The organism is Chryseobacterium sp. BGA-UO-ETr-SB22, assembly GCF_059567885.1.
In genome coordinates, this window is sequence record NZ_JCAQOV010000005.1 from 1,046,898 (window position 1) to 1,067,925 (window position 21,028).

Here is a 21,028-nt window from a genome sequence, read left to right on the forward strand (position 1 = left end):
TGATAAAAGTAGGGAAAAAATAGGAATTTATTAAGGTTTCATATCGTACATTACCAGAGCTGTAATCAATTTTGGTTCAATAAATGTACATTTTGGAGGCATGCTTAATCTTAAATCCGAAATTTTAATCATGTCATTAAAACTTACAGGATAAATTCCGAAACCAACTTTACCTTCACCGCTGTCTACTTTTTCTTTCAGAAGATTGATTCCGTTGATATTGGAAGTTCCTTTTACATAAGAAATAAGTTCAGAGCTATCCGGATCTTCAATTTTCAGGATATTTTTGAAAATATACTTGTCTATAAGGTGGTGATCCAGGTTATCCAGAGACATTTCTTTGGAACGAAGATCGTGCTTCACGTGAAGAGAGTAGAACTTCCCATCCATATACATTGAAATATGGAATTTCTGAGAAGGGTAGTAGGATGCTTCTCCTTTTTCATGAATAAGGAAATAATGTTCAAGTTCTTTCAGGAAAGCTTCGGGAGAAGTACCGTTCAGATCATGTAAGATTCTGTTATAATCATGAATTTTAATAGACTGATTGGAAACAATAAAACTGTAAACAAAGTTGTAAAGCTCTGTACCGTTATGTTTTTTGTTTTTCTCCTTATGATATTTGGCATTAATTGCTGTAGAACCAATTCTGTGGTGTCCGTCAGCAATATAAAAGGAATCAATCTGATCAATCACTTCTTTAAACTGCTGTAGCTTCAGACGGTTGTCTATTCTCCAGATTTTATGTCTGATACCGATGGTATCCACATGGTTGAAGATAGGGACATTTTTTTCCTCATGATTCATCAGCAGCTCAATTTTTGAGTTGGCAGGATAGGTAAGGAGTACAGGTTCTGCCTGCAGGTTTACTTTTTCAAGGTAATGAGCCAGTTTTTCTTTTTTCTGAGGAATGGTACTTTCATGTCTTTTGATTTTTCCATTCCAGAAATCTTCAATACTTGCTAATCCCAGAAGTCCTCTGAACACCTGTTTGTTGGGGTAGATCTGCTCATAAAGATAGTAGGCTGAATTGTCCTGGACCAATTTCTTTTCGTCCAGAAGTTCTTCAAATGTAGAGCGGATCTTTCGCAGATTCCGGTCAATATCTTTAGATTTACTTACAACATAGGGTTTGATCATATTGATGTAAGTATTTTCAACTTGAGCCTTCTCTGCGATCTCTTCCTGGGTAAAATTATCCAGTGGATGGGTAGGGAAAGTGCTCTCGAAGTCTCTATGAGGTCTTATTCCACGGAAAGGTTTAAAAACAGGCATATTTATCTTATAGTTTCTTTTTGTAGCTTAATAATTTGTTCTGCAAGTTCGATACCGATTTTTTCCTGTGCATCTACTGTGTTTCCTCCAACGTGTGGAGAAAGAGATAATGCAGGGTTCATCAGTAAAGGAAGTTCCGGGCTTGGTTCATTTTCAAAAACATCCAATGCCGCTCCGGCTATTTTTCCTGATTCAATAAAATCGATCAGTGTCACTTCGTTGATGACACCTCCTCTTGCAGTATTTACAATATAGACCCCATCTTTCATTTTTTCAAATTGAGGGGTATCTATAATATATTCATTCGTTTTCGGCGTATTGATACTGATGAAATCTGAATCTTTCAGGAATGCATCCATATCATTGGTGGAAGTGATTTCAAAGTCGACAGACTGTCCGTTGAAGAAGTTCAGGGTAAGAACTTCTGTCTTTGGGCTTCTTGTCAGAACGTTTACTTTCATTCCTAAAGCAATTCCTATTTTAATGACTTCCTGGCCAATACTTCCAAAGCCGATTACTCCTAATGTTTTCCCTGAAAGTTCATAGGCATTGCTGAATGACTTTTTCATAGCACTGAAGTGAGTATCTCCTTCCAGAGGCATCAGTCTGTTAGATTCGTGAAGGAATCTTGCCAGTGAAATGAAATGTCCGAAAACTAATTCTGCCACAGATTTTGAAGATGCTGTAGGTGTATTGATTATTTTAATGCCTTTGCTTTTGGCATATTCTACATCAATATTGTCCATCCCAATACCGCCTCTTCCAATGACTTTAAGGCCGGGACATGCATCAATCAGCTCCTGTCTCACTTTCGTTACACTTCTTACAAGAAGAACGTCCACATTATTATCGTTGATAAAATTAATAACGTGATCCTGAGCCACTCTATTGTCCAGAATTTCAATTCCGGCTTCTTTTAAAGCGTTTTCTCCTGCTTTTGAGATTCCATCGTTTGCTAAAACTTTCATGAGTTATTTGATTTAAAGATTGAAAAATTTAAATATTTCAACATTTTAAAACTGAGGTGCAAATTAATGAATTTAAATTAACTGCTTTTCAATCTTCCAATCTTTGAATTTTTAATGCTTAAAATTATTTGATTGACTTCATTACATCCACCAAAACCTGTACACTTTCAATAGGTAAGGCATTGTATAAACTTGATCTGTATCCGCCCAAGCTTCTGTGTCCGTTTAATCCACTGATTCCTGCTGCTTTCCATGCATTGTCAAATTCTTCTTTTTTGCTCTCATCTGTGATTTTGAAAGAAACATTCATCAATGAACGGTCTTCTTTCACGCAGAAAGTTTCGAATAATGGATTGCTGTCGATTTCGTCATATAAAAGCTTGGCCTTTGCTTCGTTTCTCTGTTCTGCAGCTGCAATTCCTCCATTTTTTTCAAGATACTGAAGGGTAAGTAAAGAGGCATATACAGGGAATACCGGCGGCGTATTGTACATTGATTCTTTAGCAATATGCTGAGAATAATCCAGTATAGAGAACATATTTTCTCTTCCTGTTTTTCCAAGGATTTCTTTTTTTATAACCACTAAGGTAACTCCTGCAGGTCCCATGTTTTTCTGAGCACCCGCATAGATCAGGTCAAATTTGGAAAAATCAAGCTGTCTAGAGAAAATATCAGAACTCATATCACAAACCATCAGTGTATCCACTTCTGGGAAAGATTTCATCTGAGTTCCATAAATAGTGTTGTTGGAAGTACAGTGGAAATAATCGTATTCTGCACCAATGGTATAATTTTTAGGAATAAAAGAGTAATTCTCTTCTTTTGAAGAACCTACTACATCTACTGTTCCTACTTTTTTTGCTTCTTTGATGGCTCCGGCTGCCCATGTTCCTGTATCCAGGTAAGCTGCTTTTCCACCTACTTTCATCAGGTTGTAAGGTACCATGGCAAACTGCAGGCTGGCCCCTCCACCTAAATAAAGAACTTCATAATCATCACCAAGATTCATCAGTCTTTTTACAATTGCACGCGCTTCGTCCATTACAGCTACGAAATCCTTACTTCTGTGAGAAATTTCAAGAAGAGACAATCCGATACCGTTAAAGTCCAGAATAGCCTGTGCTGATTTTTCAAATACCTCCTGTGGCAAAATACATGGCCCTGCGCTGAAGTTGTGCTTTTTGTTCATATTTTTATTTTTTGGTTGCTTCCGGGTTTTAAATTCCTTCAGCTTTATTTTTGGTTACATTGGATTTTTTGACAAAAAAACCGCCTCACAGATGATGAGACGGAATTTTTTTATTCGCCGTGTAAGAATGCTTTTTTATTAAGAAGAGATTCTTCAGATTCTACGTGATCCTCGTCAGGAACACAACAGTCTACTGGGCATACCGCCGCACACTGAGGTTCTTCATGGAATCCTTTGCATTCTGTACATTTATCTGTTACAATGAAATACACATCATCACTTACAGGTTCCTGTGGTGCATCTGCATCTACAGTAAGTCCCGACGGCATTGTGATTGTACCTTGAAGAGCCGTACCTTCGGAAGCTTTCCAATCTACAGCTCCTTCATATATTGCATTGTTTGGACACTCCGGTTCGCAAGCCCCACAATTAATGCATTCATCAGTTATTTTAATAGCCATCGCTAATTTTTTTTAAATTTGCACAAAATTACAAAATATTCCCCAATTTTAAAGTAATTATGAATACCGAAAATCAAGTTTTAGGACTTATTAAATTAAGTGATTATATAAAAGCGTTTTTAGCGAAGAAACCGGAAGATCACAATGAAGATGATGCTGATATTGTATTATTGTTAAAAAGATCTGAAATAGAGAATCCGTGGTTTACTATTGATAATCAGAAATTTGCTTTACAGCAATGGGCTGATCTTTTGACTGAAGAAAATATCAAAAACTGGCTTGGAAATTATTCAATCTCTAAAATTTCAAAAAGAGTTGGACTTATTTTAGCCGGAAATATTCCTTTGGTGGGCTTTCATGATGTGATATCCGTTGTGTTGGGCAATCATATTCCTGTTATTAAGCTGTCTTCAAAAGATAAGTATATGGTTCCGTTTTTATTAAAAAAATGGAATGAATTCTCCAATGAGAATGTAGTGTTTGAATTTGTAGAGAGATTAGAAAATTTTGATGCAGTGATCGCTACAGGAAGCAATAATACAGCGAGATACCTTGAATATTATTTTAAAAATCACTTAAGCATTATCCGTAAGAACAGAACTTCCGTTGCTGTGTTGAAAGGCGATGAAACGGATGCGGAGCTGCAGCTGCTGGCAAAAGATATTTTCCAGTATTTTGGACTGGGATGCAGAAATGTGACGAGAATTTTTATTCCGCAGGATTTTGTTATTGACAGATTGTTTGAGAACTTCTTAGCATTCCAGGATATCATCAATCATAATAAATATGCTAACAATTATGATTATAATAGAGCGGTTTATCTTTTAAATCTGGATAAATTCTGGGATAATAATTTTGTGATGCTGAAAGAGGATGATAAGCTTTTCAGCCCGCTTTCTGTAATCAATTTCAGCAGATATGAATCTTTGGATGATGTGAAATCTTTTATAGCTGAAAATGAAGAAAATATCCAGTGTGTGGTAGGGAAAGAGGATTTGGGGCTGAACGTTATTCCGTTTGGAGAAGCGCAGAATCCGGGCCTTGATACCTATGCAGATAATGTGGATACAATGAAATTTTTAGAACTGGTCTGATTTTCGTATCTTCCATCACTTGTTTTACCAGGTAACTAAAATGAATACTATGAAAAAATTATTGCTGGGATTTGCTCTTGTGGGTGCACAGTTGATGTTTGCTCAGAAAGTAGCAGGTGTAAAGGTTGAGAGTAACCAGAAAAAAGAGCAGCCGGCTGCTATAAGTAAAGAGAAAGTAAGTTTGTACAATGATAACTTTCTTAGGTTTGTTGAGGCTTTACAGGCTTCTGACCGTAAGACAATTGATGGATTGCTTTCTGAGAAGGTAAAAGAGATTGTAACGGATGAAGTTCTCAAAAAAGTAAAAGAAGGCATTGACCCCAATAAAAAGCTTGAAATCTTAAAAGCTGGATATTATAAAACAATGGATGGTACCAATCATCCAAGTATTAAATATAAATATGCAGGAGAATTATCTTCCAAAGAGGCTATTACAGCTGTATTTGAGGATGATGGAAAGATTTTGGGTGTATTGCCTGCGAAATAAGATTGTAAATTTATTTTCGATTAACTAAAAAAATATTAACTATGATGACAGATGTTTTAGTCGCTCATTCTTCGGATGTAGAAAAAGCGAGTTTTTACAAGAAGACGTATTTGCATGTTGCTTTATCTATTCTTGCATTTATTGGAGTTGAAACGATATTATTGAAAACTGTTCCGGCAGAGCTTATTGCAATGATGTTTGCTCAGAAATATATTTGGTTACTAATCATTGGGGTTTTCTGGCTGGCTTCTGTTTTAGCTTCTAAATGGTCACTTTCACAAAGTAAATCTACCCAATATTTAGGATTAGGATTTTATATCTTACTGGAAGCGATTATTTTTATGCCTCTGCTTTTTATTGCAACCAATATGGCAGGAGGTACCAATGTAATCTTCCAGGCGGCTACTTTAACTATTGCTATGTTTGCAGGTATTTCAGCAGTAGCATTCACTTCTAAAAGAGATTTTTCTTTTTTAAGAAATATTATTGTAATTGGTGGGTTTATCTCAATCGGACTGATTGCAGGTGGGATGATCTTTGGTTTTAACCTTGGATTATGGTTTTCAGTAGGAATGGTAATCCTGGCTTCGGCTACTATTTTATATCAGACAAGCAAATTAAAAGATTCTTATGGAACGAATCAGTATGTAGGGGCAGCATTACAGCTTTTTGCTTCTATTATGCTTCTTTTCTGGTATATTCTGAGTATTTTGATGAGTAAAAGAAACTAATTGATGAGTTGATCTTATCTTTAAAATAATATTCCCGGTGATATTTTCATCGGGATTTTTTTTGGATGTAATTTTTTTAAACACAAATGGCACGAATGGTTTCATGAATAACACAATTTAGTAGGGTGTATTTTACCTTAGATCATTATGGTTGATTCAATAGGAGCGGGCTTTAGCCCGTTTATCTTTGGTGATTTTCCAATGGCTTTAGCCGAAACTTATGATCATGTTGACTTTTTGTCACGCAGATTTCAAGGATTGATAAGCATAATGATGTATGGTTTTTAATGAATCGACTGGTATTATTCTATTTGTGAAATTTGTGAAAAATATTTGTGCTATTAGTGTTTTAAACCATAAACCCAAAAAATCCAGATGAAATTTCACCGGATTTTGTTGGATATTCTTTAAAAATTTTCATGCAATTACCAGCTTCAGGAGACTGATTAAAGTCTTTTGAAGTAGGTTTTACTATTGATGTAAAAAGATTCTTAAAGAATAGAAAAAATATAGTAATGAGGAAAACCTCAGGTATTAAATTTGTGTTTTTTATAATCTTTTGATTAAAATAATCGAAAGATATTATTTGTCGATTGATCCTAAAACCTTCTGAGCAAAAGAATTTAAAGCATCTTTTTCGCTCATTCCGTTTTGTACGTTGGCGTGAACTTCTAAAGCTCCGCAAATGTTGGTAATCAATTCTCCTGCAACATTTAAGTCTTCTTCACTTGTTCCTCTGAATTCACAGAAACTTTCCAGAACTTCTAATGTTTTTTCAAGATTTTCAGGAGTCTGATTCTGATAAAATTGTCTGATTACGGGTAATTTCATTATGCTAATTCATTAAAAAGGTTAATTAAACTTTCAGTCTGGTTAGATTGAACCTGATTGACCAATTCTCCGTTTTTAAAGATCGCGAAAGTAGGTAAGTTGTCTACTTTTGCTAATTTTCTGCTTTCAGGAAGCTTTTCAGCGTCTACATATAAAAATGGAATCGTATCATTTTCAGATGCCAGTTTTTTGAACTTCGGCTTCATGATTCTGCAGTTTCCGCACCATGTTGCGCCATATTGAACAACTACTTTTTCGTTGTCGTTAACTATATTTTGTAATGTATCTTCGGTTAATTCTGTGTACATGATTGTAATTTGAAAAGTTGAAAATTTGGAAATGTGTCAATGATTTGTAAAGAAGAAAATGAGATAATTTTTAATAACCCTGAGATTAACTTTCAAATTATCTCATTTTCAAATTAACAAATTATATTAGTTCTTAGCTAAATATTCTGCTGTAGAAGTTCTGTCAGCTTTCATAGCATCTTTTCCTTCTTCCCAGTTTGCAGGACATACTTCACCATGTTTTTGAACGTGTGTGTAAGCGTCAATTAATCTTAAGAATTCTTTTACATTTCTTCCTAGAGGCATATCGTTTACCGCTTCGTGGAAGATTTTTCCAGTTTCATCGATAAGGTAAGTTGCTCTGTAAGTTACATTAGAACCTGTGAAAACTTCGTTTCCATCCTCGTCATATTCGAAATCCTGATCAACAATTCCTAATGTGTTTGCCAATTGTCTGTGAGTATCAGCTAAAAGTGGGTAAGTTACTCCTTCGATACCTCCGTTATCTTTTGGTGTGTTCAACCATGCGAAGTGTACTTCGTTAGTATCACAAGATGCACCGATTACTTTAGTGTTTCTTTTTTCGAATTCACCTAAAGCCTCCTGAAAAGCGTGAAGCTCAGTAGGACATACGAAAGTGAAATCTTTAGGGTACCAGAATAAAAGAACTTTTTGCTGGTTGTTTACTGCTTCATCAAGGATGTTGATTTTAAGATCGTCACCCATTTCGGACATTGCGTCAATTGTTAAATTTGGGAATTTTTTTCCTACTAAAGACATAATTTTCTGTTTTTATATTTAAATTTCTATTGCAAAGATATGAAAGATTCATCTATCGAACAAACAAACATCGATAAATAAAATCTATAATTGTTTTTGGGGTGTTGTTAAATAAAAAAGCCCTGACAACAGGGCTTTTGTTTATTTTAGTAACCGAATACTTCAGTTAAATTAAGTTTTTTTACTTCACCTAATTTCTGCATATCGGCCTCATTTACTTTATCTTGAGAAGCAACAAGACAGTAGGTATAGTTTTTATTCTTCATTTCCTTATCGTGGAAAGAGTTGATATCTGTGAATGACAATTTTGGTGCCTGTTCGTAGACATTCTTTCTCATGTCAAAATTGTTTCCAAGTCTTTGAGATTTCAAATAAGAGAAGATGATTCCGTCCTGAGTGATTCTTTCAGAAGCAATTGATTTTTTCAATCCGCTTTTTGCTGTTTCAAATAACTGTTCAGATTTTGGTAGCGTCGTTAAAAGCTCATTCATTGCTGTTGTAGACTCATTGAACTTGTCAGCCTGTGTTCCTACATAAGCCATTACCATATCCTTATCTGTTTTTTTGCTTGGAAGTGCAAAATAAGAATACGTAGAGTAGGCCAATGCCTTAGATTCTCTGATCGTCTGGAAAACAATAGATCCCATTCCGCCTCCGAAGTAGTTGTTGAACAAGCTTACGGTAGGAGTGGTTGAAGGATTGTATTGATCTGCATTTCTTACCCAGAAAACCTCTGCCTGTACCATGTCATAATGAGCAAATAATACTTTGTTTTTATCAGTTGGGATCTGCGCAAAAGTTTTAGACTTAGGGAGGTCTTTCAGGGTTGCAGGAAGTTTGTGGACAGGTTTTAATGATGCTACCACCTCGTTTCCTGATTTCGGACCGTAATACAATACTTTGTGCTTGAAATTGAACAGGTCGTGAAGTACATTGACCAGGTCTTCTGCTTTTAAGGCGTCAAGTTCAGCATCAGTTAGTACATTATTGAAAGGATTCTGTGCGCCATACTGTGCGTAACTTCTAAGCCCGGCCATAATGGTTCCTTTATTTTGTTTCGCATTCGCTCTGGCTTTTTTCAATCTTGTTTTGTAAGCATCAAGAGCTGTCTGATCTGCCTGGCAGTTTTTAATCAGATCTTCAAATAAAGCAATCGTTTTATCGAAGTTTTCATTTAAACCTTCAAGAGATACATAAGTTTCTTCATTTCCAGCACCTACATTGAAGCTTGAAGCTAATTTGTAGAACTCTTTGCTGATGATTTCTGAAGATTTGTCTTTAGTTCCTAAATACTGAAGATATTCTGCTGCTACAGGAAGAATTTTGTTGTTCCATTTTCCTGAATCAAAATGATAATACATTCTGAAAAGCGCATTATCTGTATTTTTTACTGAAAGTACATCTACATCAGCTAATTTGTTTTTAGCGATGTCTTTGTCATAATTCAACCATACCGGTGCGATAGGGTTTTCAGGCATTTCATCAATCTTCTTAAGGAAAGAAGACTGGTCTTCTCTGTTCACAGAAACCGGAGTGATTGTTGGTTTGTCAACTTTCACAATGCTCTTGTCTTCTCCTTTTCTTTTGTAAACCGCAACATAGTTGTTATTCTGAAGATATTTGGATACGAAATCCATAATGTCTTTTTTCGTAAGCTTGGAAATTTCTTCAACATATTCAAGCGATGCTTTGTGGTCAATATCTGAAGTAAATTCATCCATCAGAATACTTGCTCTTGATGAATATTTTTCGTCTTTCTGAATGATACCTTTCTTTTCGTTGTTCACGATAGATTGAATCAGGTCGTCAGAAAATTCTCCTTTTCTTAATTTATCAATTTCCTGAAGAAGAAGATTTTTTACTTCATCCAGAGACTGTCCTTCAGTTGGTTTTCCTTGTAAAAGTAATACTGAATAATCTTTTAAGGCATAAGATCCTGCATAAGCACCCAGTAATTTTTGTTTTTTTACCAGATCAAGGTCAATTAATCCTGCCTGTCCGTTGGTAAGCATATTTCCAACAAGGTTCAGCATTCTTGCATCTTTTGTGGAAGCGCCCGGAAATCTGAAGCCTAGCATTACGTTTTCAGGATTTGGCCCCGTAACTTCTTTTACAACAGGAGATGTAATAGCTTTTTCCTGTCCTACTTTATATTCAGGAATGGCTTTAGGTTTCATGTAAGAGAAAGCCTTGTCTATTTTTGCAATCACTTCATCCGGGTTAAAATCTCCGGACATGATGATTCCCATGTTGTTGGGAACATAGTAATTATTGTAATAGTCTCTGATAGCGTGTAAAGAAGGGTTTTTCAAGTGTTCAATCGTTCCGATGGTTGTCTGTTTTCCGTAGTTGTTGTTAGGGAAAAGATTGGCAAACATGGTGTCGAACACTTTATCTCCATCATCATCAAGAGATCTGTTTTTTTCTTCATATACCGCTTCAAGCTCTGTGTGGAAGAGTCTCAAAACCGGCTCTCTGAATCTTTCAGCCTGTACAGCAAGAAATTTGTCAAGAACGTTGGCTGGTACATCTTCTGTGTATACCGTTTGTTCAAAGGAAGTGAAGGCGTTAGTTCCGTCAGCTCCCATACCCGCCATCATTTTGTCGTATTCATTTGCAATTGCATATTTGGCAGCCTCTCCGGAAACCTTGTCAATCTCCTTGTAGATCTCTTTTCTTTTAGCTTCATCCTTAGTCTGATTGTACTTTTCGTAAAGAGCATCAATCTGGTCTAAAAGAGGTTTTTCTTTCGCCCAATCTTTAGATCCAAACTGATTGGTTCCTTTGAAAAGCATGTGCTCCAGATAATGGGCAAGACCTGTGTGGTCTGCTGGATCGGTTTTACTTCCTGCTTTTGTGGCGATATACGTTTGAATTCTCGGGTCCTTATTGGTAGGGCTCAGGATAACTGTTAACCCGTTCTTTAAGGTGTAGTACCTTGCAGAAGTAGGGTCGTTGGTAACGTATTTATACTTGTAGCCATTAGAATTTCCTTCTTTCCACTGGAAATCCTGACCAAAAGCATATCCTGCGAAACTTGCAGCTGCAATACTTGTTGCGATGGTTAGTTTTTTTAACAGATTCATTGCTGTTGTGCTTTATTTTTGATTATTAATTTTTTAATTGAATGGTTCCAATAAGGCTTTAATTCGTCTCATAGCTTCTCTCAAATCTTCCTCAGAAGCAGCATAAGAGAATCTGATACATTCCGGACTTCCGAAAGAGAATCCGCCAACACAACCTACATGAGCATTTTCCAGAAGGAACATGGCAAAGTCGTCAGAATTCTTAATTTCCGTTCCGTTCAGGGTTTTTCCGATATAGTGCGAAATATCCGGGAAGAAATAAAATGCTGCTTTAGGAAGCAATACTTTGAATCCTGGAATTTCTTTGATCAGTTCATACACAAGATCTCTTCTTTCTTTAAAAGCATCAATCATGTATCTGTATTCGGATGGGTCTGTTTTCAATGCGGTGATAGACGCTCTCTGTGCTACAGTGTTAGCTCCGCTGGTCATCTGTCCCTGTACTTTTTCACAAGCTTTTGCCAGCCATTCCGGACATGCAGAATACCCGATTCTCCATCCTGTCATTGCAAATGCTTTTGACATTCCGTTGATTACCGCGGTCTGTTCATATACTTCTGGAAACTGTGCAATAGAAGTTGTTTTTGTTTCGTAATTGATATATTCGTAAATCTCATCAGAAATTATCGTTACCTGAGGGTATTTGGCAATAACTTTTGCAATGGATTTTAATTCGTCGTAAGTGTAATAACCCCCTGATGGATTACATGGTGAACTGAAAAGTACTGCTTTGGTTTTTTCTGTAATAGCCTCTTCAAGCTGTTCAGCAGTCACTTTAAAATCTGTTAAATAAGAGGTAGGAAGCATTACAGAAGCTCCACCCATCATTTTTACCATTTCATCATAGCTTACCCAATAAGGAGCAGGAAGGAGAACTTCATCACCATCATTGATAATGGATGCAAGAACATTCAGGATAGCTTGTTTAGCACCATTTGAAACACAGATCTGGTTAGGTTTGTATTCCAGGTGGTTGTCTCTTTTTAATTTATAAGCGATAGCCTCACGTAGTTCCAGAAATCCGGGTACAGGAGAATAGTGGCTGTAATTTTGGTTGATGGCATCGAAGGCTGCCTGTTTGATATTGTCCGGAACATCGAAATCCGGTTCGCCAAGAGTTAAGCTGATTACATCTATTCCGCTGGCTTTCATCTCTCTGGCTTTGTTAGACATTACAAATGTCTGTGAGTATCCTAATCTTTTTACTCTATCTGAAAGTTTATCCATGTACTTTTTGAATTTTAACAAATATATAATAAAAACGTCTTCTGGGGATAATAAAAGTAGGGGTACTTAAAAGATTTTTGTCAGGTTTTGAACAAATTTTTACTGTTTAGAAATCATTATGTTACTTAGACAAGCATAAACAGTTGAATCATGTTTTGGTAAAATGATAATCAATAAATAGAATAGGTGAAAATCTTATGGTAAATAAAAAGTACTTCTGAAGCTCAGTGTTTTGTATCTTTAAACAATCTAAGACCCATTCTATGAAATGTTCCGTTTTTTTATTGCTGATTTCCTGTACTGTCTTTTCTCAGAGATATTCAAAAGATGATGAAGTGAAGAAATACGTGTCGCAGGTGAATGAAGATTCACTGAAATCATACATTGGCAAACTGGTAAGCTTTGAGACCAGACATACTTTGAGTACAATAGATGATCCCAAACAGGGGATAGGAGCAGCCAGAAACTGGGTCGTTAAAAAATTCAATGATTATGCAAAAAATTCCGGTGGCAGAATGGAAGTGTACCTTCAGCAGGAAGATATTCAGCCGGATGGAAAACGGATTGATAAAACGGTCAGCTTAGGAAATGCTGTTGCTTTTCTGAAAGGTACAGATCCTAATGACAAAAGAATTTTCCTGATCGGCGGACATCTTGACTCAAGGGTTACGGATGTGATGAACCGAACTTCAAAAGCACCTGGAGCCAATGATGATGGCAGTGGGGTAAGTGCTGTTATAGAATCTGCCAGAATCCTGAGCAGGTCTGCGTTTCCAGCTTCCATTATTTTTGTGGCCTTTTCCGGGGAAGAGCAATCGTTGTTGGGATCTAAACAATTGGCAGAAAAAATTAAGAGAGAAAATCTACAGCTGGAAGCCGTCCTGAACAATGATATGATTGGCAATCCTAAAGCAGGAGAAACAGGAGAAGTCAATACCCGAATACTCCGTGTATTCAGTGAAGGTCTGCCATATAAAGATCTGGACAAAAAAGCAATGGCGATCAGAAATCTGGGTTTTGAAAATGACAGCGAATCCAGACAGCTGGCAAGATATATCAAAGAAACTACGGAACAATACGTCAAAGGACTTGAAGTAAAGCTGATCTACAGAAATGACAGGTTTTTGCGTGGAGGAGATCATACCAGCTTTGTCAACAACGGATTTCCTTCCGTAAGATTGACCGAGTATTATGAGAATTACGATCATCAGCATCAGGATATAAGAATAGAAAACAATAAGCAATATGGCGACCTGCCTGAATTTATAGATTTTAACTACCTGAAGAAAAACGTGGCTGCCAATATTGCGGTACTGGCAAGCCTTGCAAAATCCACTTCAAAACCTGAAAAAGTAGAAATGGATGTTAAAGAACTGACTAACTCTACAACTTTGCATTGGGAAAAACCAAAATCAGGAACTCCGGCAGGATATTATGTACTGGCACGGGAAACAGACAGTCCGGTATGGCAGAAAAAAATATTTACAACGGCACTTTCCATTAAAGTTTCGCTTTCCAAAGACAATTATATTTTTGCTGTACAGACAATCAGTCAGTCCGGAAACCTGAACGTGCCTGTAATTCCGGGTATTGCGAAGTAATGGCCTCTGCTGAAAACCAGAGATCGGGGTCTGCCGGGAAAAGTAGATTTGAATACAAGAGAAATAAAACTTATTTTTGCTGTTTATAATAATTCACATGTCTGCATCGTTACTATTAAAATATTTCCCGGATCTTACTGAAAAACAGATAGAACAGTTCTCACAATTGGAAAATCTGTACAATGAATGGAATGAAAAGATCAACGTAATTTCCAGAAAAGATATGGAGTCGCTGTATGAAAAACATATTCTGCACTCTTTGGGAATTGCAAAAGTGATGGAATTTGCTCCAGGAACTAGAGTTTTGGATATCGGAACCGGAGGCGGTTTTCCGGGAATTCCTTTGGCGATCCTGTTTCCTGAAACAGAATTCACTTTGATTGATTCTATCGGCAAGAAAATAAGTGTGGTACAGGCTGTAGCAGAAGGTGTAGGTTTGACCAATGTAACGGCTATCCACGGAAGAGCAGAAAAGCTGAAAGAGAAATTCCACTTTGTTGTCAGCAGAGCGGTAACCCAGATGCCTGAATTTTTAAGATGGCTGAAAGGAAAGTTTGAAAAAGAACAGTTTAATCCTAAGCATAACGGAATTTTATATTTAAAAGGTGGTGATCTTGCAGAAGAACTAGCCGGAATTAAATCTGAAATTTTCAACCTTAAACACTATTTTGATGAAGAATTTTTTGATACTAAAAAAGTGGTTTATGTATCAAAAGGTAATTTTAGTTCCTGATTTTATGTGATTGGGGAATAATTTTTGCTAAATATTTATTAATAATCAGAAAATCAAAGGTTATGAAAAAACTTTTAAATATCGGATTTTCAGTATTACTGTTTGGCGGGCTTCTGGTTTCGTGTAATGATGACGATTACCATACAATCGAATCTATTGATAAGATCAAAATAGACAGCGTAAAAATCGTCAATGATACCATGGACGTTTTTGCAATACAGAGCATAAAAACTTATTCCACCTATCCGTCTCATTGTGACGGCTTTTACGGCTATGATTATATTTACAATACTAATCTTGAAAGAACAGTTACTTCCTACAAATACATTACAAACGGACCTTGTACACAGGGCAGTTATGTAGGAGCTAATCAAATCAACTTCAGTCCGCAGAGAAAAGGAACTTATACTTTTAAATTCTGGAATGGTGGAAATAACTGGATCACCAAAACAATTGTAGTGGAATAATGAGATTGACTTTTGTAATGTGTTTATTGGCAGCTCAGATGGTATTCGGGCAAAAAATTACCTGGCAGGAAGACAGAAAACTGACCTGGGATAATTTTAAAAGCCCTGTCAATAAGAAAAAGAATCCCGATGTAGCAGCGTATACCCATTGCGGCTGGGAATTTTCCTCGGTAAAATCTTCCAATCCAAAAGCACTGGTTACGATTACCATCAAAACCATATTTAACGAAGAGAAATCCTGGAAAGACGTGAGAAAGATGGATGATTATATCCTTCTTCATGAGCAGAAGCATTTTGATATTGCAGAATTATTTGTGAGAAAATTCAGAAAGGCAGTCGCTGAAAAAATCAGAACTTCCGGTGATTACAACAAGTATTTCAAATCAATTTATGATGGAATATCCACTGATTATCAAAACTTCCAACTGGCTTATGACAGAGAAACCCGCCACGGAATCAATAAAGAAAAACAGGCAGAATATAATAACACGATTTCTGAACAACTAGACAACCTAAAAAGCTATCAAGCCCCTTGAAATTCCTCAATAAGATTATCCACGAACTGCTAGCGCAAAACCCGGACCTTTCTGCGTTTAATATCATTCTGCCCGGAAAACGTCCCATTGTGTTTATCAGACAGATTCTGGAGGAAAACAATTACTCAGGGCTTCTTCCCAATTTTTTTACCATTGAAGAGCTTATCAATAAAATTTCCGATCAACAGCCAATTCAGGGAATCCCATTGTGGCTTTTCTCATTCGATGTGTATAGAAGTCTGAATCTCATTCCCAGAGATGATTTTTCGGACTTTTTGAAGTGGTTTCCAACGCTGCAGAAGGACTGGGATGATATTCTCAAATTCTCAGACAGTGATCAGGCAGTTCTGCAGTATATGTTTGATGAAGAAAGGATTAAAGAATGGGCTCAAAACCTGGGCGATGATGAGGATGTCCCAAGAAAGAAGTTTCTTAATTTCTGGCAGAATATGAACGTTTTTCTTCCTGTTCTGAAAGAGAGACTACAGGAAAAGAACTGGGCGACTTCAGGAATGATTCATGAGGCAGCCAAAGCCGAGATCTTAGATTTTGCTAAAGACACCAAAGAAGAGTTTATTTTTTGTGGATTCAACGCTTTTACTCCGGTGGAGGAAAAGCTGGTGAGAAGCCTTTTAAAATGGAATAAAGCGCAATGTTTTTTTCAGGCAGACCGCTATTATTTTGATGACGAGAGACAGGAAGCCGGAAAGTTTCTGAGAAACCATAAGACCTGGAAAGAATTTGATGAAAACAGGACTTTTCAATGGATAGAGGACGATTTTAATCAACCTAAAAAAATTAAAGTATACGAAGTATCGGGGAATGTGACTCAGACGAAAGTGCTGCCCGAAATCTTTAAGGAAATCAATAATAAAACCTATTCCAATACAGCAGTAGTATTGCTGGATGAAAACCTTCTTCCTGCAAGTCTGGATGTAATGCACGGTGTTGATAATCTGAATATTACAATGGGATTTCCGTTGAAGAACCTATCTTTCTCCAATGCTGTGAAACGTCTGTTTTATCTGCAGAAACAACTGGAAAAAAATAAATCTTCATATTACTACAGAGATGTTTTTCCTATTCTGGAAGAATTGCCTAAATCTATTGAAGACGAGCTTGTTATCAATGATTTTAAAGCCAAAGTAGAAGAGCGGAATATTGTTTATATTTCTAAAAAGCTGCTCCATGAACTGCTCAGCGGGTTATCATATTTTAACCTTCTCCAAAAGGCTGTAGGAACAAATGTTTATCTGGATATGCTTATCGCGTTTTGCCAGCAGGTAAAATGGCTGGAAATAGATGATATTCAGTATGAGAATGTTTCACACTTTGAAAATGCATTCAGAATCATTAAAAATCAGCTGACTCCCTACAATATTGAAATCAAAATGGAGACACTGGAAATTCTGATCAACCAGCATATTAACTCTGAAAGTATTGATTTTCAGGGAGAGCCGTTGAGAGGATTGCAGATTATGGGATTGCTGGAAACCCGTCTCCTGAATTTTGAAAATGTTATCCTGCTTTCTGTGAACGAAGGAAAACTGCCGCTTGGAAACTCTCAGAATACTTATATTCCTTTTGATATCCGAAGGTTTTTTGATCTTCATACTTTCCTGGAAAATGACAACATTTATGCCTATCACTTTTACAGGCTCATTCAGGATGCGAAGAATGTTCATTTGCTGTACAATGCTTTAAGTTCCGGAGTGAATACAGGGGAGAAGAGCCGTTTCATTACACAGATTGAAATGGAGAGCTCACACGAGATCGAACACCTGATTATTGAAAATTCTTCCGAACCTATTACCACCAAACCGATAGAAATTTCCAAGACGCAGATTGTACAGGAACGCCTTCAGAAATGGAAGGAAAAAGTATCCGCATCTCACCTTACCAGTTACCTCTATAATCCGATTGATTTCTACCTTTCCAAGATTTTGAATACCTCAGAAACGGATGAGATTGAAGAAGAACTGTCTGTGAAAAATTACGGAAATTTAGTCCATTATTCACTTCAAGAAGTGTATGAGGTATTGAAGGGTAAAGTTTTAAAAGAAAGTGATTTAAAAGACTCAGTTAAAGCAATAGATCATTATATAAATATTGCTATTGAAAAACTGAAACATCAGCCGGAATTCTATGAGAAGGGGATGAATTATATTCATAAAGCAATTGCTAAAAAGGTGATTGAAAATGTCCTTAATCATGATCTTGAATTAATAAAACAGGGAAACAAACTGGAGATTATTGATATCGAAAGAAAGTTTGAAAACATTGATTTTCCTCTCGATGGAAATGATAAAATTTCTTTCCTGGGATATATTGACCGGATTGATAAACTGAACGGTACATTGAGGATTATTGATTATAAAACAGCCAAGATCAAAAATCTCATTGTGAAAATTGATGGAGACAATGTTGCTGAATATTTCCATAACAGTGAAAGAAAACAGGCGCTTCAGCTTTGTATTTATCATTACGTGGTACAGCATCTTCCTGAGTTTTGGGGATATCCTATTGAAACAGGGATCTGGAGTTTTGCAGATGCCAGAAAGGGAATGGTTTCTCTACAGTTTGACAAAGGAAATATTGATGACGCCATGAAATCTGTCAAAAGCCTTATTCTTGAAATCCTGAATCCGGATATTAATTTTGTGGAAACAATAAAAACCTATTAAAAATATTCAATTACAGATGAACAACGGGTTTTGTCTGTAAATCAGAATATTATTTGTTTCGAATAGCATGATGAAGTGTATTTATTTGCTTCACAGAATGCACTGATAAAGCAGGTAACTTTTTGTGTATCTTTACTACTTATTAAAAGCTTTTAAAGTTTAAATCAGATACATTAAGCCCCACCAATGAAAAAGATCCTGATATTTTTTGCCATAGCTTTCTCTCTTATTATCAAGTCCCAGCAAAAGAATGATTCCCTGAATATTGCCCTTCAGAATGTGACCAAAGACACTAAATTTGGCCTTGCTCTAAGCGGTGGCGGTGCAAAGGGTTTTGCACACATTGGGATTTTGAAGATGATTGACTCATTGGGAATCAAGGTGGATTACATTACAGGAACCAGTATGGGAGGAATTCTGGGCGGTTTGTATGCAATGGGGTATAATGCGGATCAACTGAAACACACGGTCTATAAAATGGACTGGAATAGGATTCTGAGTAATAAGATTCCTTACAGGAAAGTCAATATCAGTGAAAAAGACGAATATGACAAATATATCCTCGAGTTTCCTGTGGTAAAAGGGATTCCGACTCTTCCAGGCTCGTATATTGAAGGGCAGTATATGGGTGAGGTTCTTAATACACTTACTTTCAACGCAAAACATATCAATGATTTCAGCAAACTGAGGATTCCTGTTCAGCTTACTTCTTCCGATATTGAAAACGGAGGTCTGATTATGCAGAAACAAGGCTCTTTACCGTTGGCAATTCGTGCTACACTGGCCATTCCTGCAGCTTTTGCACCTGTTTATATTGATGGAAAGCTTTTGGTAGATGGTGGATTAGACCGTAATTATCCAGCCAATGAGGTTCGGGAGATGGGAGCAGATTTTGTCATCGGAGGGTATACCGGCTTCAGACTTTTTACCAAGAAAGAAATTGAGAATCCGATGAAGATGATTTATCAAACGCATGCCATCCGTTCGGTGGAGGATTTTAAACATCAAAAAGAGCTGTCTAATGTTTTGGTAGACTTTGTAGATCCATTGGGTGAGATTACAACGAAGGATTTTGCCAAGTTCAGGAGGATCATCAAAATTGGAGAGGTGGAAGCAAGAAAACACCTTCCTGAGTTTGTAGCCCTGGCAGAAGCTCAGCGAAAAGCCGGAATCCAATATGAACATCAGATGATTGAAGAGGTGAAATTGCCTACTACGAAATTCACATTCAACGAAGAAGATGGAACGCCTATTAATGATGCTGCGGAGATTGAAGTGCTTAAAAAGCAAATGGGATTGACGGAAGGGAAGTATTACGATGCAAAAACTGTAAATGAAGCAATAGACCGGGTATTCGGAATGCGCCAGTATATAAAGGTGTATTATACCTACACCAATGAAAATGATGGTCTTATCATGAATGTTTTTGTGAAAAGGGCAAAAAAAGGAGCTTTTAAACTGGCTCTGCACTATGATACAGAACAGTCGGTAGGAATTATTGTTAATTATACATACAGAAACATTCTTTTGAACAGGTCAAGATTTCTGGCAACCGTAGATATTTCTGAGCGTTTCAAGGCTAAACTTGCTTACCAGCAGTTTCTGGACAGCGGAGAGCGTTTGTGGCTGGATCTGGAAGCCAAGATGGTTAATCTTAAAAGTAATGACCTTAACTTCAGGTTATATGATGTGAATGACGACGGAAGTGACCGTTTTCCTAACCATATGTACCGTAATATAACAGGAAAGATTGCGCTGAACTATAACATCACTCCAAATGCTTATCTGTCATTGGGAACAGAATTCAGTACAGAAAGAATGTACAGTTTACTGGATAAAGTGGATCAGTCAAAAGTGGATAATTACAGTAAGAAATTGTATAACCACAGTAACTTCAACACATTCCTGAAGTTTGAACAGAACAGTCTCAACAAAAGGTATTTCACAACAAAAGGGAATCATCTTCAGGTGAGTACAAGATTTTATTACGGAGATCAGTACGAGCTTTATGATCTGAATACAGTACAGCCTCTTCTGTATCTGATACTAAATCCTAAAGATTTTTATTATTACGAACCTAAAAACCTGATTTCTTTTACTTTGAATGAAAACTTCTATCAACCCATCACAAGAAGGCTGACGGTAAAGGCAAACGTATTTTTGGGAGCAAGTTTTGGCTCGAGGAGAGACGATCAGGTTCCTTATCTATTCCTGAATCAGAAATATAATCTTGGAGGCAGCGAATATAATAATGATCTTTTAAGCCCTGAATTCAATGGTCTTCGTCAGAAAGAGCTTCCTGTGACTTCTGTTGCGAAGGCTGCAATATCATTTCAGTACAGAATTATGAAAAAACTTTATCTTACCCCTTCGTTCAGCTATGGAAAAGTAAGTGAAGAACTTTCTCCTTTTAATGACAGCTTCGATATGTTTGGATATGGAGTAAACCTGGGATATGAATCTCTTATCGGCCCTATAAGTATCAATGTTTCCAGAAACAGTCAGCTTGATTTTTCAAGGATATATTTCAGTGTTGGTTTCAAGTTTTAAAGAATAACCGGAGTCGGTTTAGAAAATATTAAAAATCCTTT

Annotated in this window: 18 protein-coding genes; 9 read left to right on the forward strand and 9 right to left on the reverse strand. The window is 36.7% G+C overall.

Features of this window, described 5'->3' with window-relative positions; translation table 11 throughout:
• Positions 1 to 30: 30 nt before the first annotated feature.
• From AC57AW_RS12015 to AC57AW_RS12030, 4 genes are all read right to left on the reverse strand, one after another.
• Positions 31 to 1,275, reverse strand: a complete 1,245-nt coding sequence (locus AC57AW_RS12015) for a DUF1015 domain-containing protein (protein ID WP_318846172.1) — start codon at positions 1,273 to 1,275, stop codon at positions 31 to 33.
• A 2-nt stretch (positions 1,276 to 1,277) separates the two neighbouring features.
• Entirely contained in the window at positions 1,278 to 2,243 is a 966-nt protein-coding gene (locus tag AC57AW_RS12020) for a D-2-hydroxyacid dehydrogenase (RefSeq protein WP_318846171.1), read from the reverse strand.
• A 124-nt stretch (positions 2,244 to 2,367) separates the two neighbouring features.
• Positions 2,368 to 3,432, reverse strand: coding sequence for a 3-phosphoserine/phosphohydroxythreonine transaminase (serC, locus tag AC57AW_RS12025; RefSeq protein ID WP_496352064.1), 1,065 nt, complete (start codon positions 3,430 to 3,432; stop codon positions 2,368 to 2,370).
• 110 nt (positions 3,433 to 3,542) lie between these two features.
• The gene (locus tag AC57AW_RS12030; protein WP_318846169.1) at positions 3,543 to 3,893 is read right to left on the reverse strand and encodes a 4Fe-4S binding protein; all 351 of its coding nucleotides are present in this window, start codon (positions 3,891 to 3,893) and stop codon (positions 3,543 to 3,545) included.
• Positions 3,894 to 3,952: 59 nt separating this feature from the next.
• Here AC57AW_RS12030 and AC57AW_RS12035 point away from each other — a divergent pair, with 59 nt between their 5' ends.
• Genes AC57AW_RS12035 through AC57AW_RS12045 form a run of 3 tightly spaced genes read left to right on the forward strand, consistent with a single transcriptional unit; the run spans position 3,953 to position 6,205 of the window.
• Positions 3,953 to 4,987 (forward strand): acyl-CoA reductase, encoded by a 1,035-nt coding sequence (locus AC57AW_RS12035; RefSeq protein WP_496352065.1) that lies wholly within the window; start codon positions 3,953 to 3,955, stop codon positions 4,985 to 4,987.
• A gap of 49 nt (positions 4,988 to 5,036) precedes the next feature.
• Positions 5,037 to 5,474 (forward strand): peptidylprolyl isomerase, encoded by a 438-nt coding sequence (locus AC57AW_RS12040; RefSeq protein WP_496352066.1) that lies wholly within the window; start codon positions 5,037 to 5,039, stop codon positions 5,472 to 5,474.
• Between the two features lie 41 nt (positions 5,475 to 5,515).
• Complete coding sequence (locus AC57AW_RS12045; RefSeq protein ID WP_496352067.1) at positions 5,516 to 6,205, forward strand: Bax inhibitor-1/YccA family protein; 690 nt, start codon at positions 5,516 to 5,518, stop codon at positions 6,203 to 6,205.
• Between the two features lie 582 nt (positions 6,206 to 6,787).
• On the opposite strand, the gene AC57AW_RS12050 is transcribed toward AC57AW_RS12045, so the two are convergent.
• From AC57AW_RS12050 to AC57AW_RS12070, 5 genes are all read right to left on the reverse strand, one after another.
• Entirely contained in the window at positions 6,788 to 7,036 is a 249-nt protein-coding gene (locus AC57AW_RS12050) for a DUF6952 family protein (protein ID WP_002980002.1), read from the reverse strand.
• On the reverse strand, positions 7,036 to 7,344 hold the full coding sequence (locus AC57AW_RS12055; protein WP_047384463.1) for a thioredoxin family protein: 309 nt from the start codon (positions 7,342 to 7,344) through the stop codon (positions 7,036 to 7,038). The genes AC57AW_RS12050 and AC57AW_RS12055 overlap by 1 nt, the downstream gene beginning before the upstream one ends.
• Before the next feature lie 126 nt (positions 7,345 to 7,470).
• Positions 7,471 to 8,103, reverse strand: a complete 633-nt coding sequence (locus tag AC57AW_RS12060; RefSeq protein ID WP_103235396.1) for a peroxiredoxin — start codon at positions 8,101 to 8,103, stop codon at positions 7,471 to 7,473.
• Between the two features lie 146 nt (positions 8,104 to 8,249).
• The gene (locus AC57AW_RS12065) at positions 8,250 to 11,189 is read right to left on the reverse strand and encodes a M16 family metallopeptidase (RefSeq protein ID WP_496352068.1); all 2,940 of its coding nucleotides are present in this window, start codon (positions 11,187 to 11,189) and stop codon (positions 8,250 to 8,252) included.
• A 33-nt stretch (positions 11,190 to 11,222) separates the two neighbouring features.
• Complete coding sequence (locus tag AC57AW_RS12070) at positions 11,223 to 12,416, reverse strand: pyridoxal phosphate-dependent aminotransferase (protein WP_496352069.1); 1,194 nt, start codon at positions 12,414 to 12,416, stop codon at positions 11,223 to 11,225.
• Between the two features lie 263 nt (positions 12,417 to 12,679).
• Here AC57AW_RS12070 and AC57AW_RS12075 point away from each other — a divergent pair, with 263 nt between their 5' ends.
• The 6 genes from AC57AW_RS12075 to AC57AW_RS12100 all read left to right on the forward strand — a co-directional run bounded on the left by AC57AW_RS12075 (position 12,680) and on the right by AC57AW_RS12100 (position 20,987).
• A complete protein-coding gene (locus tag AC57AW_RS12075) occupies positions 12,680 to 14,017 on the forward strand; it encodes a M20/M25/M40 family metallo-hydrolase (protein ID WP_496352070.1) in 1,338 nt (445 codons plus the stop codon).
• 97 nt (positions 14,018 to 14,114) lie between these two features.
• Positions 14,115 to 14,750 carry a 16S rRNA (guanine(527)-N(7))-methyltransferase RsmG gene (gene rsmG, locus AC57AW_RS12080; RefSeq protein WP_496352071.1) on the forward strand — a complete coding sequence of 212 codons (636 nt, stop codon included), beginning with the start codon at positions 14,115 to 14,117 and terminating at the stop codon, positions 14,748 to 14,750.
• A gap of 62 nt (positions 14,751 to 14,812) precedes the next feature.
• A complete protein-coding gene (locus AC57AW_RS12085) occupies positions 14,813 to 15,217 on the forward strand; it encodes a hypothetical protein (protein ID WP_077414471.1) in 405 nt (134 codons plus the stop codon).
• Complete coding sequence (locus AC57AW_RS12090) at positions 15,217 to 15,753, forward strand: DUF922 domain-containing protein (RefSeq protein WP_496352072.1); 537 nt, start codon at positions 15,217 to 15,219, stop codon at positions 15,751 to 15,753. Before AC57AW_RS12085 ends, AC57AW_RS12090 begins: the two co-directional genes overlap by 1 nt.
• The gene (locus tag AC57AW_RS12095) at positions 15,750 to 18,437 is read left to right on the forward strand and encodes a PD-(D/E)XK nuclease family protein (protein ID WP_496352073.1); all 2,688 of its coding nucleotides are present in this window, start codon (positions 15,750 to 15,752) and stop codon (positions 18,435 to 18,437) included. The genes AC57AW_RS12090 and AC57AW_RS12095 overlap by 4 nt, the downstream gene beginning before the upstream one ends.
• A 186-nt stretch (positions 18,438 to 18,623) precedes the next feature.
• Positions 18,624 to 20,987 carry a patatin-like phospholipase family protein gene (locus AC57AW_RS12100; RefSeq protein ID WP_496352074.1) on the forward strand — a complete coding sequence of 788 codons (2,364 nt, stop codon included), beginning with the start codon at positions 18,624 to 18,626 and terminating at the stop codon, positions 20,985 to 20,987.
• Positions 20,988 to 21,028 lie beyond the last annotated feature (41 nt).